This is a genomic window from Arthrobacter oryzae (genome assembly GCF_003634095.1).
In the GTDB taxonomy this organism is placed as follows: Bacteria; Actinomycetota; Actinomycetes; order Actinomycetales; family Micrococcaceae; genus Arthrobacter; species Arthrobacter oryzae.
Window position 1 is genome coordinate 228,224 of record NZ_RBIR01000003.1, and the last position, 17,296, is coordinate 245,519.

Genomic DNA, 17,296 nt, shown 5'->3' on the forward strand with positions numbered 1-17,296 from the left:
CGCTGACGGACCGTTGACCCGGCCTGCGGCTAGAATCGGGGGCGACCCTTTCGAAAGGACCCCCTTGGCCAAGCTCTATTTCCGCTACGGCGCCATGAACTCCGGCAAGTCGACGGGGCTGCTGCAGGCGGCGTTCAACTATGAGGAACGCGGACAGCGGGTCCTGATTGCCAAGCCGGACGTCGACACCAAAGGCGACGCCGACGTCGTCTCCCGCCTTGGCATGACCCGGTCCGTGGACTTCCTGATCCCCGCCGGCGCGTCGGCCCGCAAACTCTTCACCGCCCAGGCCCACGGCGACGACCCCAATGCCCTGCTCCAGCACGTGGACACCCCGCCGGTGGCCTGCCTGCTGGTGGACGAGGCGCAGTTCCTGGAGCCGGAGCAGGTGGATGACCTGTTCCGCATCGCCATCCTGGACAATGTCCCCGTGCTGGCGTACGGAATCCGCACCGATTTCCGGACCCGCGCCTTCCCGGGTTCCCTGCGGCTCCTGGAGATCGCGCACACGCTCGAGGAGCTCAAGACCATCTGCCGCTGCGGACGCAAGGCCATCTTCAACACCCGGCGGGTCGGGGACCGCGTGGTGTTCGACGGCGACCAGGTGGCGATCGACGGCCAGGACGTCTGGTACGAGTCGCTCTGCGGCGCCTGCTACCTGGAGGTCTCCGGCGGCCGGCTGGGCGACTAGCACCGGCGACTTGCTGCCCCGTCTACTGCATGGCGGCGCGGGCTCGGCTAGGCTCGGAGCATGACCCGCGAGAACATCAGAACACCCGACGGCGGAACGATCGAGCTTTTCAGCACGGGCGCCGAGCTCGCCTCGGCGGGTTCGGGCATCGTCGTCGTGCCGGCCTCGATGGTGACGGCTGCCGACTACACCCGCTTCGCGCAGAAGCTCAGCGCTTCGCTGGGCCGGCCGGTGCACACCTTCAACCGGCGCGGCCGCGGCTCATCCTCTCCCCAGCCGGAGGACTACACCCTGGACGTGGACATCCACGACCTTGACGCCGTCATGAAGCACACCTCCAGCACGGACGTCTTCGGCCACAGCTTCGGCGGGGCGGTGGCCCTGCACGCGGCCCGCACCCTGCCGGTGGAACGGCTCGCCGTGTACGACCCCGCCGTGTCCGTCAACCACAGTGTCACGGCGGACTGGACCCCCGAATACGAGAAGGCGACGGCCGCCGGTGACGACGACCGTGCCCTCGCCGTCCTGCTCAAGGGCCTGGAGACCGGCAGCGCGCTGTCCCGGATGCCGCTGTCCATGCTGACGCTGGCGAACAAGCTCTCGGCCGGCACCCCGATCGGCAAACAGCTGCGCGACCTGATGCAGACCGGCGTCCGGGAGATCAAGGCGATCATCGCCGCGGACATGCCGGCCGAACCGTTCCTGGAACTGCCGCTTGAGACCCTGATCATCGTGGGCGAAAAGAGCCCGGCATATTTCGGCGTGGCCTGCGCCCAGATCCACGACGTGCTCTCCGGCTCCAGCTACACCATCCTGCCGGGCATGGGCCACGACGGCGTCAACAAGGCACCGGACAAGCTCATCGCCGAACTCAGCGCGTTTTACGCCGGCTGACCCTCAACCAGTCACCCCCCCCACAATGCACCGCGGGGTCACTTAGCGCCCGTTCCGGACCTCCGGACCGGCGCTAAGTGACCCCGCGTTGCTGTTGGTTGGGGCTAGTGTGAGGCGGGCTGCGCCGCGCCCACGGTCTTGCGCATCATGGTGGACAGCACGACGGCGGCGACGGCGATGACGGCCGCCGTCAGGAACGCCGCCTGCATGCCGGCAACCATTCCCTCGGCGGCGGAGACGAAGGCGTAGATCGAGACCAGGAGGGCCGTGCCGGCGGCGCCGGCCACCTGCTGCAACGTGCTCATGATCGCGGAGCCGTGGGAGTACAGGTGCGGCGGCAGCGGGTTCAGGCCGGTGGTGAAGGCGGGCGTGAACAGAAGCGCCAGGCCCAGGCTCAGGGTCACGTGCAGGGCGATGATCCACCCCACCGGTGACCCGGCGTCGAGCATGGAAAACTGCCAGAGGGACAGCACCATCATGACCGAGCCCGTAACCGTCAGCGGGAGGGGCCCCACCTTGTCGAAAACGCGGCCGATGAAGGGTCCCAACAGGCCCATGGCGAGGCCGCCGGGCAGCAGCACCAGGCCGGTCTCCAATGACTTCAGGCCGCGGATTTCCTGGAGGTACAGGGGCAGCAGAATCACCGCGCCGAAGAGCGCGATCATCGCCACAACTAGCAGCAGCACGGACACCGTGAACATCCGGAAGGTGAAGGCGCGCAGGTCCAGAAGGGGGCCGCCGCCCTTTTGCAGCTTCAGCTGGCGCAGGACGAACGCCGCCAGGGCCACCACGCCGACGGCGAGCGCCAGCACCGCGGGAGTGCGGGAGCCGGCCTGGCCGCCGCCGATCTGGCTCAGGCCGTACACGATGCCCCCGAACGCAGGCACTGTCAGGACCACGGAGAGGACATCCAGCCGGGTCTTCTCGGTTTCGCCGATGTTGGTCAGGTACTTGGCCCCGATGGCCAGCGCGGCAAGGGCGATCGGCAGCACGAAGACGAACATGAACCGCCAGGAGAAATTCTGGAGGATCAGGCCGGAAACCGTCGGGCCAAGGGCCGGGGCCACGGAAATGGCGATGCTGACGTTGCCCATGACGGCGCCGCGGCGTTCCAGCGGCACGAGCGTGAGGATGGTGGTCATGAGCAGCGGCAGCATGATGGCCGTGCCGCCGGCCTGCACGATCCGCGCCAGCAGCAGGACTTCGAAGCCCGGCGCGAGGGCGGCCAGCAGCGTGCCGCCGGAGAAGAGCCCCATGGCCAGCATGAACACGGCGCGGGTGGACAGGCGCTGCAGGATGAACCCGGTGGTCGGAATCACCACCGCCATCGTCAGCATGAAGCCGGTGGACAGCCACTGCACGGTGGGCGCGTCGATGTTCAGGTCAACCATGAGCCGCTGCAGGGCCACGTTCATGATGGTTTCGTTGAGGATCACCACGAAGGTGGCCACCAGCAACGTCACGATGATGGTGACGGACTCCCTGGACATCTTCGGCGGTGCGGCCGGAGTCCCGGGGATGCCGGGTGCGGCGCGCGTCGGCCCGGGGGTGGCGGGTGCGTCAGGGGCGGGACCGCCGGCGTCGTTGGACGAGACTCGTGTTGACATGACAATTCCCTCAGGGCGATGGGTGTGGGTCCGGCAAGCGTCGGCGCTGCTGCAGGTTCCAACATCCTACGCGCCGGCCGCATTCCCGTCCCCGGAAATGCAACGCGGGGTCAGATACGGCCCATGGATGGCATCGGCATGGGCCGTATCTGACCCCGCGTTGCTTTTTGGGGGTGGGGTTGGGTCAGGCGTTCAGGGGCGCGTTGTCGATGAGGCGGACCGGGCCGACCTTGGCAGCGATGATCGCCAGCGCCTCGCCGCGAAACGGGGTGTGCCGGCAGTTCTCCGCGAGGGGCTCCAGGGTTTGCGGATCCACCACCTCGAAGTAGTCCAGTTCCACGAGCGGCTCGGACCGGACCAGGGCCTGCGCGGACTCGACGTCCAGGGGCTCATGCGCGGCGGCACGGTCCTCGATGAGCCGCAGCGCCCGGGAGAGCACCAGGGCGGCTGTGCGCTGGTCCTCGGAGAGGAACCGGTTGCGGCTGGACAGCGCCAGCCCGTCGTCCGAGCGCACAATGGGCACGGGCACGATCTCCACGGGGAAACTCAGGTCCGCCACCATGCGCTGGACGAGTGCCAGCTGCTGCGCGTCTTTCTGGCCGAAGTAGGCGCGGTAGGCGGGCTGGCCTCCGCCGGGCAGTCCGGTCCCGGGGATTCCGTAGTGGAGCAGTTTTGCGACGACGGTCAGGGCGCCGTCGAAGTGTCCGGGCCGGGACGCACCCTCCCACTTGTCGCCCAGCGGGCCCGCAGTGACCCGCACCAAAGGTGCCCCGCCGGGGTAGACCTCCTCGACGCCGGGCGCGAAGGCCAGGTCAACGCCCTCGGCGTCGAGCAGGGCGAGGTCGGCATCCAGGGTCCGGGGGTAGCGGTCCAGGTCCGCGGCCTCGCCAAACTGCAGGGGGTTGACGAAGATGCTGGCCACCACCACATCGTTCTGGGCGACGGCGGTCCGGGCCAGCCGGGCATGCCCCTCGTGCAGGGCGCCCATGGTGGGCACCAGCCCCTGGGACGTGCCGCCCTTCTCCGCCAGCAGCCGGGCGCTGGCGGCGCGGAGCTGGGCGGCTGTAGTGACGAGTTGGATTGCCATGTCAGGGTCCTTCCGGGGCAGGCGTCCCGTCCTGGCCGGGACCGCCGAGCGCCTGTTCGATGCCGTGGAGTTGTTCCGGCTTCAACAGCCCGCGGCTTCCTGCCCGGCGGGCTGTCGCCCGGGCCATGGCCAGGTACGCCTCAAGAATATCGCCGGCAGAGCCGGCATCGTACTCGCGGAGGGCGCCGGCGTGCGCGGCCACCGTGCCGGTGTCGCCGCGGGCTACGGGCCCGGTCAGGGCCGATTCGCCGGAGGCGAGCGCGTTCTCCAGGGTGGCCCGCAGCAGCGGGCCCAGCATCCGGTCCGGGGCTTCGACGCCGACCTCGCGGAGCAGCTGCGAGGCCTGCGCCACGAGCGTGACCAGGTGGTTCGAGCCGTGGGCGAGCGCAGCGTGGTACAGGACACGGTCCGCCTCGGCGATCGCGACGGGCTCGGCGCCCATCTCGACGACGAGCGCCTGGGCGATCGGCAGCATTGCGGCGTCGGCCGTGACGCCGAAGGTGCAGTCCAGGAGCCTCGTGAGGTCCAGGCTCATGCCCGTGAACGTCATCGCCGGGTGCAGCGCGAGCGGCACGGCGCCGGCTGCGCGGACCGGGTGCAGGATTCCGACGCCGAAGCGGCCGGAGGTGTGCGCCACGATTTGGCCCGGCTGCCAGGCTCCGAGCTTCGCGAGACCGTCCACGAGCGGGCCGAGGGCGTCGTCCGGGACGGCGAGCAGGACCAGTTCGGCGCGCTCCACGATGTCCTGCACGTCCAGGATCGGCACGCCGGGCAGGAGTGTTTCGGCGCGTTCGCGGCTGGCGTCCGAGACGGCGGACACCCCGATGACGGCGTGCTCGGCTCCGCGCAGTGCGGCCCCGAGGACCGCCCCTACCTTCCCTGCGCCGATGATTCCGACGCCGAGGCGTCCTGGTTTAGCCATGGTTCGGGCCTTCCTGAGTGTGGTCTGCGGGTGAGGGGGCCGGGCTGGCTGCCGGCTCGCTCCAGTGCTCGCTTCTCTGGCGTTTGCGGGCGGCGCGGGCGCGGGCGGACTGGGCATCCAGCAGGTCCCGGGCCTCGTCGAGGCCGGCCTGGATGAGCCGCGGGGCGACCGGGCCCGCCGTGGTGTGCAGGACCAGGTCCGCCACCCGGAACCTCCGGGCGAGCGGTCCCTGCTGGAGCGCCATGGACTGGGTGCGCTGGTGCGGCACCACCACCAGGCTGCGCCACCAGCGGCCGGACCGCAGAAGCAGGGCGGTTTCCGTTGCTGTGAAGCCGTTGCGCCGCCAGCCCAGCGGCGCCAGGACCCGGGCCCGGCGCGGCGTGGTGACGAACCCGCCGTCGGCGTCGGCCGGGTCGCCGGCCCCGGGAGCCGCGGCGCCCGGCGTACCGTCGGCCCCCGCGAGACCGGTGATTCCTGCCGTGAAGACAGCCGCCGGATCCGGGGTTCCGGGATCCGGGATCACCAGGGCGAGGAGGTTCAGGACATCGGTGAGGGATCCGACCGGAAGCAGGGTGGTCCGCGCCTCGCCCTGCCTGGCGTTCCCGGCCACGCCGTAACCGGCGACGTTGACTTGGATCCGGTACCAGCCCAAGATCCGCCACAGCGGCGGCTGGCTGACTTTCAGCGCCTGGATCCTGCCCGGCGGCACGGTCTGCGCCCGGGTGTCCAGCAGACCGTAGCGCAGCCGGATGCCGTCCGGGGACACCGCAGCGGTGAAGTTGTATCCCTTGTTGAACGAGGACCAGTAGGCGGCGGCGAGCCCGATCGCGGCCGGGATCAGGAAGACCGTGAAGTTCCGGTTTTCGGTGACGGCGGAGAGCAGCACCGAGGCGATGCCGCCGGCGACGATGGCCACGCTTTGTTCGCTCAGGAGCAGCGAGCCCAGCAGGCGCGACGGCGGCACGGTCAGCACCGTCTGTTCCGGGGCCTCCGCGGCGGCGGCCTCCGGCTGCCCCGGCGCCGGCGCAACGCCTACGGCACCGGAAGCCTGGGCCAGAATTCTCGCCCGGAGCTGGCGGGCCTCGTCCGCACGCAGATATGCGAGGTGCACGGCGGATTCGCCGGCGTCTGCGACTTCAAACCTAAGCTCCGCAAGCCCGAAGATGCGGGCCAGGAAGGGCTGCACGACGTCGATGGCCTGCACCCGGTCCAGCCTGGCCTGCCGCTGCTGCTTGAACAGAAATCCGGTGTTCACCCGCACATATCCCTCCGCCAGCTGGTAGCGGGTGAAGTACCAGCTCAGGACATAGCCGAGCACGGTCAGGAGCAGCACCGTGCCGCCGCCGACCAGCAGCCACGGCGCCCGCCCGGCCAGCCGGTCGTCAAAGACCGGCCCGCCCTGGAGCAGGCGTTCGAAAGTGTCCCGGCCAAAAAAGAAGAGCATCGCCGCCAGCGCCACCCAGCCGCGGACAAACGGCGATCCCGGGTGCACGCGAAGCCAGCCGGCGTCGGCGGTTGCTTCCGGACCGGCCGCCGGACGGGGTCCGTCCGGACCTGCCGTCTCATTGCCGCTGCCGGCCGCCGGGTCCCGGGCCGCCCGGGCGCCCTCCGGTGTCAGCGCCATGCCGTCACGGCTTTCCCGTCACAGCCCGGCCAGCCGGGCTTCGCCGCGCGCAGAGAGCTGTTCGCGGAGCCGGGCCCCTTCGCTGGCCGGCAACCCGGGGATCTCGGCGTTGGTGCCGGGGGATGCGGTGTGAAGTTTCAGGGTGCACAGGCCCAGGGGACGCTCGACGGGCCCCACCGCGATGTCCACGTACTGCATCCGCCCGTACGGGACCACGAGGGTGCGCTGGTAGAAGATGCCCCGCCGGATCAGAAGATCGTCCTCACGCTCGGCGTAGCCGATCGAGCGCACCTGCCGGGGAATCAGCGCCAGCCGCCACAGCGCCAGGAGCAGCCAGAGCGCGGGAACGGCAACCCCCAGCCAGACCGGCGGCCACGTCCACACGCCGGCCAGAACCAGCACCAGGGGAAGCGACAGCAGGGCTACGGCGACCAGGTTTCCCAGCGCCCACCCCGCGAGGCGCACGGTGACGTACTTCGGTGACACCCTGAGCCAGTCGATGCCCGGAGGATCAATCGCCTCGGTACGCATATTCGCCTTCTGCGGTGGGCTTGTTGCGTTTTCCCTGCACCCCGTGGCCGGATTCGGCGTCGCCGTCCTCGGGCGGAATGCGGCAGAACCGCTCCACGACGAGCCCGACGATCACCATGATCAGCCCGCCGCCTGCCAGCGCCAGGGCCTGCCAGGTGATGTCATGGTTGGTCCGCAGGTTCCACAGCCGCAGCTGCTCCATGATGATTCCGGCGTGCCAGCCCAGCAGGACCGTGCCGGTGTACGCGCAGGCCTGGGCGAGAACCAGGGTCCAGGCCGCGAGGATGGGGTTGAGGATTTTCTTCTTTTTGCCGTTGCGCCAGCGCAGCACCCGGATGCCCAGCACCAGGGTGAGCACCACGATCACGCCCATGGTCAGCAGCCCGGTCAGCGGCAGCACCGGGGTGGCCAGGCTGTAGCGGCCGGCCAGCACGGTGGCGATCCACCCGGCCGCGGCGAGGACCACGGCGATGGCCAGCAGGAGCAGCGGGTTGGTCAGCTTCACGGCCGCTCCGCCGCGCCGGAAACGCCTGAGACGTCGGTGGCCGCAAGGTTCCGGAAACCGTCGAACGTCTCGAGGTCGGCGAAGTCGGCGGCCTTCGCGGCGAGGTCCCCCACACGTTCGCCGTTGAGCTCCGCGGCCGGATCGATCAGGGACCACGGGTAGAGCACGAACGCCCGTTCCGCGGCCCGGGGGTGGGGCAGGGTGAGCTCGGGGTCGGAACTCACCACGTCACCGTACGCGATGATGTCCACGTCCAGGGTCCGCGGGCCCCACCGGACCTCGCGCACCCGCAGGTGCTTCTGTTCCACGGCGTGGCAGTGCTGCAGCAGCTCCCGGGGCGGCAGGGACGTCTCCACGGCGACCACCATGTTCAGGAAGTCCGGCTGGCCCGCCGGGCCGCCCACGGCCTTCGTCTGGACGATCGGCGAGATGGCCAGCAGGCGCACCTCGGGCGGGTCGACGAGGTCCGCGACGGCGGCGGACAGGGTGTCGCTGCGCTCCCCCAGGTTGCTGCCGAGCGCAATCACGGCGCGGGTGTAGTTCGGGCTCATGCCTGCCTCCGGTGCACGCTGACGGACACGTCGCCGAACTCCACCTCGATCGGGGCCTTGGGTTTGTGCACGGTGATGTCCACGGCGGCCACCGGGAATTTCTGCAGGACGTCCTCGGCAATCCGGACGGCCAGGGCCTCGATCAGGTTCAGCGGAGCGCCCGTGATCCAGTCCCGGATGCAGTCGGCCACCTGGCCGTAATGCGCCGTGTCCAGCACGTCGTCGGAGGCCGCGGCCTTGCTGAAATCCAGGTGCAGCACCGCGTCGACAACGAACGGCTGCCCGTCGCGGCGCTCGAAGTCGAACACCCCGTGATGGCCGACAGCGGTGACGCCGCTCAGCGTGATCTGGTCCATGGCGCCGGCCGGATCAGTTGGTGCCGGCGGCGGGACCGGCGGTCGCCGGGCGGGGTGCCATGCGGGCGGCGACCTTGACGGCGTCGAGGCTCGAGCCGACGTCGTGCACGCGCACCGCCCAGGCGCCGCGGAAGGCGCTGATGGCAGTCACGGCCGCGGTGGCCGCGTCGCGTTCCACCGGCTGGGCGGCCTTGCCGGCCACGGTCAGGAGGCTGCCGAGGAAGCGCTTCCGGGAACCGGCGACGAGGACCTTGTGGCCCATGGCCTGCAGGACATCCAGCCGCTGCAGCAGCTCCCAGTTCTGGGCGTCGTTCTTGGCGAATCCGAGTCCCGGATCGACGATGATCTGCTCCGGGGCGACGCCGGCGGCGTAGAGCTTGTCGCGGACACCGGCGAGTTCCGTGACGACGTCCCGGGCGACGTCACGGTAGTCCGTCAGGGCGTTCATGGTGCTGGCGTCGCCGCGGCGGTGCGTCAGGATGTACGGCACTTTGGTGCGGGCGGCCAGTTCCGCCATTTCCGGTTCCATGGTCAGGCCCGACACGTCGTTGATGATCGCGGCGCCTGCTGCCAGGGCCGCGGCGGCGGTGGCGGCGTGGGTGGTGTCGATGCTGATCAGGGCCCCGGCCTTGACCAGGGCCTCGATGACCGGCAGGACCCGGCGCTGTTCCTCGTCGACGCCGACAGCGGTGGCACCCGGGCGGGTGGATTCGCCGCCGACGTCGATGATGTCCGCCCCGGCGTAGAACATCCGCAGCCCGGCCGCGATCGCGGTGTCCGGCGTCGCGTGCGTCCCGCCGTCGCTGAAGGAATCAGGGGTGACGTTGAGGATTCCCATGACGAGCGTCCGGTCCGTGGGCAGGTCCTGGAACCTGGCCGCCGGGCGCGGCTTGCGCAGGACGGGCAGGGGCGAGGTTGCGGGGCCGGTACCTGGGGCCGCGGCTAGGGAGTCCATAGTCTGTTTTGTTACCTTCCGAGGATGAGGCTCATGGCTTCGGCGCGGGTGGCCGGATCGTGCAGCTGCCCGCGCACTGCGCTGGTGACGGTCTTGGCGCCGGGCTTGCGGATGCCCCGCATGGACATGCAGAGGTGTTCGCATTCGACGACGACGATCGCGCCGCGCGGTTTGAGGTGGGTGACGAGGGCCTCCACGATCTGGGTGGTCAAACGCTCCTGGACCTGCGGGCGCCGGGCGAACATGTCCACCACGCGGGCCAGCTTGCTCAGCCCCGTAACTTTCCCGTCGTGGGAGGGGATGTAGCCGACGTGGGCCACGCCGTGGAACGGCACCAGGTGGTGCTCGCAGGTGGAGTAGAACGGGATGTCCTTGACCAGCACGAGTTCCTCGTGGTCGAGGTCGAACGTGGTGGCCAGGATCTCGGCGGGGTCGTGGTGCAGCCCGGCAAACATCTCCGCGTAGGCCTTGGCCACCCGCTTCGGGGTGTCCAGGAGCCCGCCGCGGTCCGGGTCCTCGCCGATGGCCAGCAGGATTTCCCGCACGGCCGCCTCGATCCGGGGACGGTCGACCTTGGGTTTTGCATGCTGGGCTTCCCCGTCCCCCGCCGGGGCAGCAGCGGGGGCGGGAACGTCGTCATCGAAGTTAGAAGTCACAGAAGAAGCCTAGCCGGGAAGGCCGTCAGTCCCGATATCCGTCGCACCGCCCTGGAAGGACTCCTGTCCGGGGACACCCTGGGCATGCGGCGGCCGGGCATCCAGCGGCTCTTCGAGCCGTGCCTGGGTGGCTTCCTCCTGCGCTTCACGTTCCGCCTTCTCGCGGCGGGACTCCACCGGGCCGGCGGACTGGACAGGACGGGTCTCCTTGGAGAGCCAAACTTCGCGGAAATCGCGCTTACGGATGTTGGTGAAGACCTGCGCGATTTCGGCCTGGTTCAGCGTTTCGCGTTCGAGCAGTTCCAGCGCCAGCTCGTCCAGGACGTCCCGGTTCTCGGTCAGGATCGCGTAGGCCTCATCGTGCGCGCCGTCGATCAGGCGGCGCACCTCCTCATCGACGATGTAGGCGATCTGGTCCGAGTAGTTCCGCTCGTGGCCGGCGTCGCGGCCGAGGAAGGGCTCGCCGCCGCCCTGGCCGAGCCGCACGGACCCGACCCGTTCGCTCATGCCGAACTCGGTGACCATCTTCCGGGCGATCCCGGTGGCCTTCTCGATGTCGTTGGACGCGCCCGTGGACGGATCGTGGAAGACGAGTTCCTCCGCGACGCGGCCTCCCATGGCGTACGCCATCTGGTCGAGGAGTTCGTTGCGGGTGATGGAGTACTTGTCGTTTTCCGGGACCACCATGGTGTAGCCCAGGGCACGGCCGCGGGGCAGGATGGTGATCTTGGTGACCGGGGAGGAGTTCCGCAGGGCCGCCGCGACCAGGGCGTGGCCGCCCTCGTGGTAGGCGGTGACCTTGCGTTCGTGTTCCTTCATGACCCGGCTGCGCTTCTGCGGGCCGGCCATGACGCGGTCGATCGCCTCGTCGAGGGCGCGGTCATCGATCAGGTTCGCGTTGGAGCGGGCCGTCAGCAGGGCGGCCTCGTTCAGGACGTTGGCCAGGTCCGCGCCCGTGTAACCGGGGGTCTTCTTGGCAACGGCCTTGAGGTCGACGCCGGGAGCCATCGGCTTGCCCTTGGCGTGCACCTGCAGGATCTGGTCGCGGCCGATCAGGTCGGGCGCCTCCACCGAGATCTGCCGGTCGAAGCGGCCGGGACGCAGCAGGGCCGGGTCCAGGACGTCGGGGCGGTTGGTGGCGGCAATCAGGATGACGTTCGTCTTGACGTCGAAGCCGTCCATCTCGACCAGAAGCTGGTTGAGGGTCTGCTCGCGCTCGTCGTTGCCGCCGCCGATTCCGGCGCCGCGGTGCCGGCCGACGGCGTCGATTTCATCGACGAAGATGATGGCCGGGGCGTTGGCCTTGGCCTGCTCGAAGAGGTCGCGGACGCGGGAGGCGCCGACGCCGACGAACATTTCCACGAAGTCGGAACCGGAGATGGAGAAGAAAGGCACGCCGGCCTCGCCGGCGACGGCGCGGGCCAGGAGGGTCTTGCCGGTGCCCGGAGGGCCGTACAGCAGCACGCCCTTGGGGATTTTGGCCCCGACGGCCTGGAACTTGGCCGGTTCCTGCAGGAATTCCTTGATCTCCTCGAGTTCCTCGACGGCCTCATCGGCGCCGGCGACATCGCTGAAGGTCACCTGGGGCATGTCCTTGTTCACGAGCTTGGCCTTGGATTTGCCGAACTGCATGACCTTGGATCCGCCGCCCTGCATCCGGGAGAGCAGGAACCAGAACAGGACGCCGAGCAGGAGCACGGGCACCAGGAGGGAGAAGAGTCCGGAGAACCAGTTGTTTTCGATCGGCTGGTCGGTGAAGCCGCCGGACGGCTTGGCGTCCGTGACGGCTTTGACGACGTCCTGGGCGCGGGCGTTCACGTAGTAGAACTGGACGTTCTTGCCCTTGTCCTGGCCGTCGACCTGCAGGTTGTCCTTCAGGACCAGGTCCACGCGGTTCTCGGCGTCGAAGATCTTGGCCTGATCAACCTTGCCCCCGGAAGTCAGCAGCTCCAGGCCCTTGTCCGTGTCGATCCGGCTGGCGCCGCCCGGCGCCAAAGTGGCAAAGGCCAGCAGCAGCATGGCCACTACGACGACAATCCAGATGCCCGGGCCCTTGAAGAAACTCTTAGCTTTCATCTGTGCGGGGCTGGCCCCGTCCCTCCTGGTAGTGCTGCACGGCGACCGTTCTGCGCGCGTGTGGTGCTGCGTCAGGTTCTAGCTATACACCGTCGCACTAACTCACGCACGGTGCAGGGCAAAAGTTCCCTGTGGGCGTAGCGGGGCCAGGCGTCCCGCCGCCCGCCGCGGGGCGGGGGCGCCTGCGGGTGAACGATTTACTCGTAAACGTGCGGTGCCAGGGTGCCGACGAAGTCCAGGTTGCGGTACTTCTCGGCGTAGTCCAGGCCGTACCCGACGACGAACTCGTTGGGGATGTCGTAGCCGACGTACTTGACGTCGATCTTGACCTTCGCGGCCGTGGGCTTGCGGAAGGCGGTGCAGATTTCCACCGAGGCTGTGCCGCGGGATTCCAGGTTGGTCTTGAGCCAGGACAGCGTGAGGCCGGAGTCGATGATGTCCTCGACGATCAGGACGTCTTTGCCCATGAGGTCGGTGTCGAGGTCCTTCAGGATCCGCACCACGCCGGAGGACTGGGTGCCGGAACCATAGGACGAGACGGCCATCCAATCCATGGAGACGTGGGTGTGCAGTGCGCGGGCCAGGTCTGCCATGACCATGACGGCTCCCTTGAGCACGCCGACGATCAGGAGGTCGCGGCCCGCGTAGTCCTCGTCGATCTGCGCCGCGAGTTCGGTGATCCGTTGCTGGATCTGTTCCTTGGTGTAGAGAACGTGCTTAAGGTCTGCCTGGACGTCGTTTGAATCCACCAATGGCTCCTGTGTAGATGCGGGTGCGACTATTTTCGGGGCGGCTGTTGAGGCCGGAATACAAGCTTCCCACAGCGGGCGGCCTCGCGGGGAACACCGGAGGGGGCGGACGGTTCCTCCGCGAGGAGCTGCGCGAGCGAGAGCCGGTAGACGCTGACGGCGCCGGGAAGCTCCACCGGGCCGGCCGATCCCTGCCGGCGCAGCAACGCTTCGGCCGCGAGCAGGCGCTGGTAGCTGGGCTGCTGGCCGCCGACGGCGGCGGCCGCCTTGGCGATCACCCGGAACCTCACGGCCGGCGCAAGATCCCGCAGCGCGGCCTCCGGCAGGCTGATCGCCTCCCCGTCCTGCTGCCGCAGCGCCTCAAAGGTGTCGTTCGCCACGTCCTCCAGGTAATCGGCGTCCAGCTGAAGGATCGCGGCCGTGCGGGCGAGGGATTCTGCGACGCCCGGGCCGAGCTTTTCCTCCAGCAGGGGCAGCACTTCAACCCGGGTCCGGGAGCGGGCGAAGGCGGGATCGGTATTGGAAGGGTCGTGCCAGGGCTCCAAGGCCTCCACCCGGCAGATCTCCAGGGTGTCCGCGCGGCGCAGGCCCAGGAAGGGGCGCAGGAGCCGCCCGCGGGAGGGCCGCATCCCGGCCAGCGACCGGGTGCCGGAACCGCGCGCGAGTCCCAGCAGAACCTGTTCGGCCTGGTCATCGAGGGTGTGGCCGAGCAGGATCACCCCCGCGCCGGTCTCCTCCGCGGCGGCGTCGAGGGCCGCATGGCGGGCCTCCCGGGCGGCCGCCTCGGGGCCCATGCCGGTGGCGGCGACGTCGACGGTCCTGATCTGGACCGGAGAGAGACCCAGGTCCTCGAGTGTTCGGGCCGTGGCGGCGGCCACCCGGGCCGAGCCCGGCTGCAGCTGATGGTCCACCACGACTGCGCCGATGCACACGGGGTGGCCGTCCACATGGCCCCGGCGGCCGAAATAGGCGGCGACGGCGGCGAGAGCCAGCGAGTCCGGGCCTCCGCTGCAGGCGACCAGGACACGTTCCGGGTAGCCGGCACCGGCCAGGGCGTCCTGCAGCATCTTCCGCGCGGTGCCGACCACCGGCGCGAGGCGGCCGGGCCGGCGTCGTCCGCTGGAAACTGACGTCGGACCTGCGGGGGTGCGGGTAGTCATGGCAGCTAGAGGCCCATCCGCTCAAGCCAGAGCTTGGAGTCGTGGATCTCGGGTTCCGTGGGGAGATGGTCGGCGGACTCCCAGACTTTGTTGAAGCCTTCCATGCCGGCGGCGGCGACCACTTCCCGGACAAACTTGGAACCGTCGCTGTACTGGCGCATCTTGGCGTCAAGGCCGAGGAGGCTGCGGATGAATTTCTCAATCACGCCGCGGTCCTTGCCGCGGGCGTTGAAACGCTGCCGGATGGTCTTCACCGACGGGACAATGCTGGCGTCAACGGCATCCATGACCACGTTGGCGTGGCCTTCGAGCAGGCTCATGAGGGCAGTCAGGCGGGACAACGCCGCCTTCTCCTCCGGGTTCTGGAGCAGGTCCAGGATGGCGCCCCGGCCGGGGGCCGCGCCGGGGGCCGCGCGGTCCTTCAGCGACTTCGCGGCCGCGGAGGCCCGTTCCATGAGGGAGTCGACGTTGCCGAGCAACTGGCCGCTGAGGTTTTCAATTTCATCCAGCATGTGGTGCCGCAGCCACGGGGCGGCGGCGAACTGCACCCGGTGGGTCTGCTCGTGGAGGCAGACCCAGAGCCGGAAGTCCGCGGGTTCGACGTTCAGTTCCCGTTCCACGGAGATGATGTTCGGCGCCACGAGCAGCAGTCGGCCGGCGGCGGGGGTGGTGGAGTTTTCTGCCAGCGCGGAGAAAGGATCGTACTGGCCGAGGACTTTGCTGGAGAGGAAGGCCAGGATGGCGCCGAGCTGGCTGCCGGTGATGGCGCCGCTGACGCTGGCGGCTCCGGGGGTGACGGATCCGCGGCCCTCGAGCATTTTCTCCATGGCCGGCCCGAGCATGACGGCAAAGCTTTGCGTGTTGGCTTTGGCCCAGGAGGCGCGGTCCACCACCAGGACCTCGGAGTCGCGCAGGTCCCGGGCGGCGTCAAGGCCCGTGATGTCGTGGACGTGCGGCACGGCAATGTCCGCCATGAGCCGCAGGTTCTCGACGGCGGCGCCGATCTCAGCGGCGCCCAAGACGGGACCGGCCGGTGTCAGCCGGGCAGCCGTGGACGCGGCCAGATCCCAGTTGATGAGGCCCGGCGCCTGGCCCGAGGCCCTGCTTGACGGCTCGCTGGATGTCTGGCTTGATGTCTCGCGTGCAGAGGACTCCATGTGGTCCATCAGATCACAGGGGCCCGACAATGCGCCTTAATTTTCGCTGACCGGCGAACCCTCCGCGCCGATCGAGGACCCGGTAAATGTAACGGGGCCCGGCGGACACCCGGTCCTAAGGGGTTCCAAGCGGTCCTCTGGCCGTCAGCGGCACCCGCAGCCGGCCAGGACGGAGGCGGAGCGGTCCAGTGCGGCCTTGTTCGCGGCGCCGGGGGTGAGCCCGTTGCCGACGAAGGAAAAGACCAGGAGCCGGCCGTCCGCGTCGACGACGTAGCCGCTCAGCGCAATGACCGTGTTCAACGTGCCTGTCTTGGCGCGGACCAGCCCGGCGCCGGCGGCGGACGCCGCGTCCGTGTACCGGTCCTCCAGGGTGCCGGTGAGCCCGGCAACAGGGAAACCGGCGAGGGCGGCCCGCAGCCGGGTGTCCGGCCCCGAGGTCATGGCCCGGACGACGTCGGTGAGTTGCCGGGCCGAAACCTGGTTGGCCAGGGCCAGCCCGGAGACATCCGCGGCCCGGAGGCCATCTGTGGGGACGCCCATGTCCTTGACCTGCTGCAGCACGGCGGCAATGGCGTCCTTGCCGCTGCCGGCCCGGCCGGCGCCGCGGGCGGTCATCCGGCCCATGACCTCGGCGAGGTAGTTGTCCGAGGTCTGCAGCATGAGGTCCAACTGCTCCCCCACCGTGGCGGACTGGACCTCGGCCAGGACTTTGGCCCCCTCCGGCGAGGCGCCGGGCCGCACCCGGGTGACGCCGGGCGCCACGGACAGTCCGGCGGACGCTGCGGCCTCGGTGAGCCGGGCCGCGAACGTCTGGGCGGCGGTCATGGCGGGGTCCTGCGGGCGGGGTCCGGTGGTCTTGGCGGGATCGAACCTGGCCGAGTTCAGCGCCAGCGGGTACAGCGGGGCCATTTCACCGGCGGCGACGTCCTCGGGGCTCCAGGCCTGGCTGAGCGGCGGGCCGCTGAAGAGGGAGTCATCGAGCAGGACGGTGATTGTGCCGGCGGCGCCGTGGCCTGCGCCGTCTTGGAGGGCCCGGACGGTGGCACGGGCCAGCGTGGCGAGTCCGGCACGGCCCAGAACGGCGCCGGGATCGGAGTCGCCGGCCCCCAGGAGCACGTCGCCCCCGCCGGTCAGGACCACCGATCCCGCCGTGGGCCCGGCGACCACCCGGGTGCTGAAGCGCCGCTCCGGGCCCAGGACGCGCAGGGCGGCGCTGGCTGTGAGGAGTTTCATGTTCGACGCCGGAACGCGGGCCTTGTCGGCGGAGCGCTCGAAGAGCACCTGCCCCGTGGCAGCGTCCTGGACGATGCCGGTGAAGGTGCCGCCGCCGTCGGTCTTTAGCGTCTGGTTGAGCCTGGCCGCGAGGGTGCCGGCGGCGGGAACTGGCGCGGTGCCGGCGAGGGGCCCGAGTCCGCCGGAACCCGTGCCGGGAGTGCTCAGCGTGGCGGGGACCTGCTGCCAGGGCGGCGCTGTCAGCGAAGCGTCCGAGGCCCGGTCCGGGCCGAGGAATGCCGGGGCGATCGCGACGCCGGCCGGCAGCGCCACGGCCACCACCAGGAGGGTTTGGAGCAGCAGCGCGGCGATCCCGCGGAACCTGCCGGGCACCGGTCCGGTGCCCGCGGGGCTGGTGCTCGGTTTCATGATGCTGCCTGGTCCTTCGTCCTGAAATGTCCCCACTAGTTCCTGAAACCAGCGCCTCTCGCTATATCCTCAATAGTAGTCGGCGGCACCGACAGCCTTTACGCGCGTGCCGCGCACCCCTGAATTCGTCAAGG

At 69.7% G+C, this 17,296-nt stretch carries 17 protein-coding genes; 2 read left to right on the forward strand and 15 right to left on the reverse strand.

Annotation, left to right across the window (positions count from 1 at the left end; genetic code table 11):
• Positions 1–64 precede the first annotated feature (64 nt).
• Together C8D78_RS08700 and C8D78_RS08705 are read left to right on the forward strand one after the other, a co-directional pair.
• Positions 65–691: a thymidine kinase gene (locus C8D78_RS08700; RefSeq protein ID WP_120952442.1), complete on the forward strand. Its 627-nt coding sequence runs from the start codon at positions 65–67 to the stop codon at positions 689–691.
• A 60-nt stretch (positions 692–751) separates the two neighbouring features.
• Positions 752–1,585, forward strand: a complete 834-nt coding sequence (locus C8D78_RS08705) for an alpha/beta fold hydrolase (RefSeq protein WP_120952445.1) — start codon at positions 752–754, stop codon at positions 1,583–1,585.
• 104 nt (positions 1,586–1,689) lie between these two features.
• Here the strand turns inward: C8D78_RS08705 and C8D78_RS08710 are convergent, their stop codons facing one another.
• From C8D78_RS08710 to dacB, 15 genes are all read right to left on the reverse strand, one after another.
• Positions 1,690–3,192 carry an MDR family MFS transporter gene (locus C8D78_RS08710; RefSeq protein ID WP_120952448.1) on the reverse strand — a complete coding sequence of 501 codons (1,503 nt, stop codon included), beginning with the start codon at positions 3,190–3,192 and terminating at the stop codon, positions 1,690–1,692.
• A 184-nt stretch (positions 3,193–3,376) separates the two neighbouring features.
• Positions 3,377–4,279, reverse strand: a complete 903-nt coding sequence (gene panC, locus C8D78_RS08715) for a pantoate--beta-alanine ligase (protein ID WP_120952451.1) — start codon at positions 4,277–4,279, stop codon at positions 3,377–3,379.
• A 1-nt stretch (position 4,280) separates the two neighbouring features.
• Complete coding sequence (locus C8D78_RS08720) at positions 4,281–5,201, reverse strand: Rossmann-like and DUF2520 domain-containing protein (protein WP_120952454.1); 921 nt, start codon at positions 5,199–5,201, stop codon at positions 4,281–4,283.
• Entirely contained in the window at positions 5,194–6,825 is a 1,632-nt protein-coding gene (locus tag C8D78_RS08725; protein ID WP_120952457.1) for a PH domain-containing protein, read from the reverse strand. The genes C8D78_RS08720 and C8D78_RS08725 overlap by 8 nt, the downstream gene beginning before the upstream one ends.
• Positions 6,826–6,843: 18 nt before the next feature.
• Complete coding sequence (locus tag C8D78_RS08730; RefSeq protein WP_120952460.1) at positions 6,844–7,356, reverse strand: PH domain-containing protein; 513 nt, start codon at positions 7,354–7,356, stop codon at positions 6,844–6,846.
• Complete coding sequence (locus tag C8D78_RS08735; RefSeq protein ID WP_120952463.1) at positions 7,337–7,861, reverse strand: DUF3180 domain-containing protein; 525 nt, start codon at positions 7,859–7,861, stop codon at positions 7,337–7,339. The genes C8D78_RS08730 and C8D78_RS08735 overlap by 20 nt, the downstream gene beginning before the upstream one ends.
• Positions 7,858–8,412, reverse strand: coding sequence for a 2-amino-4-hydroxy-6-hydroxymethyldihydropteridine diphosphokinase (gene folK / locus C8D78_RS08740; protein ID WP_120952466.1), 555 nt, complete (start codon positions 8,410–8,412; stop codon positions 7,858–7,860). Before folK ends, C8D78_RS08735 begins: the two co-directional genes overlap by 4 nt.
• A complete protein-coding gene (gene folB / locus C8D78_RS08745; RefSeq protein ID WP_120952469.1) occupies positions 8,409–8,768 on the reverse strand; it encodes a dihydroneopterin aldolase in 360 nt (119 codons plus the stop codon). The genes folK and folB overlap by 4 nt, the downstream gene beginning before the upstream one ends.
• Positions 8,769–8,781: 13 nt before the next feature.
• Positions 8,782–9,723: a dihydropteroate synthase gene (gene folP, locus C8D78_RS08750; protein ID WP_120952472.1), complete on the reverse strand. Its 942-nt coding sequence runs from the start codon at positions 9,721–9,723 to the stop codon at positions 8,782–8,784.
• 11 nt (positions 9,724–9,734) lie between these two features.
• Positions 9,735–10,379: a GTP cyclohydrolase I FolE gene (gene folE, locus C8D78_RS08755; protein WP_120952475.1), complete on the reverse strand. Its 645-nt coding sequence runs from the start codon at positions 10,377–10,379 to the stop codon at positions 9,735–9,737.
• Between the two features lie 9 nt (positions 10,380–10,388).
• Positions 10,389–12,455 carry an ATP-dependent zinc metalloprotease FtsH gene (gene ftsH / locus C8D78_RS08760; protein ID WP_120952478.1) on the reverse strand — a complete coding sequence of 689 codons (2,067 nt, stop codon included), beginning with the start codon at positions 12,453–12,455 and terminating at the stop codon, positions 10,389–10,391.
• A gap of 197 nt (positions 12,456–12,652) precedes the next feature.
• On the reverse strand, positions 12,653–13,204 hold the full coding sequence (gene hpt, locus C8D78_RS08765; protein ID WP_120952481.1) for a hypoxanthine phosphoribosyltransferase: 552 nt from the start codon (positions 13,202–13,204) through the stop codon (positions 12,653–12,655).
• Positions 13,205–13,233: 29 nt separating this feature from the next.
• Positions 13,234–14,271 carry a tRNA lysidine(34) synthetase TilS gene (gene tilS, locus C8D78_RS08770; protein WP_208641926.1) on the reverse strand — a complete coding sequence of 346 codons (1,038 nt, stop codon included), beginning with the start codon at positions 14,269–14,271 and terminating at the stop codon, positions 13,234–13,236.
• Between the two features lie 98 nt (positions 14,272–14,369).
• Positions 14,370–15,521: a zinc-dependent metalloprotease gene (locus tag C8D78_RS08775; protein ID WP_120953269.1), complete on the reverse strand. Its 1,152-nt coding sequence runs from the start codon at positions 15,519–15,521 to the stop codon at positions 14,370–14,372.
• A gap of 144 nt (positions 15,522–15,665) precedes the next feature.
• Positions 15,666–17,162, reverse strand: coding sequence for a D-alanyl-D-alanine carboxypeptidase/D-alanyl-D-alanine endopeptidase (gene dacB, locus C8D78_RS08780; protein WP_120952485.1), 1,497 nt, complete (start codon positions 17,160–17,162; stop codon positions 15,666–15,668).
• Positions 17,163–17,296: the final 134 nt, after the last annotated feature.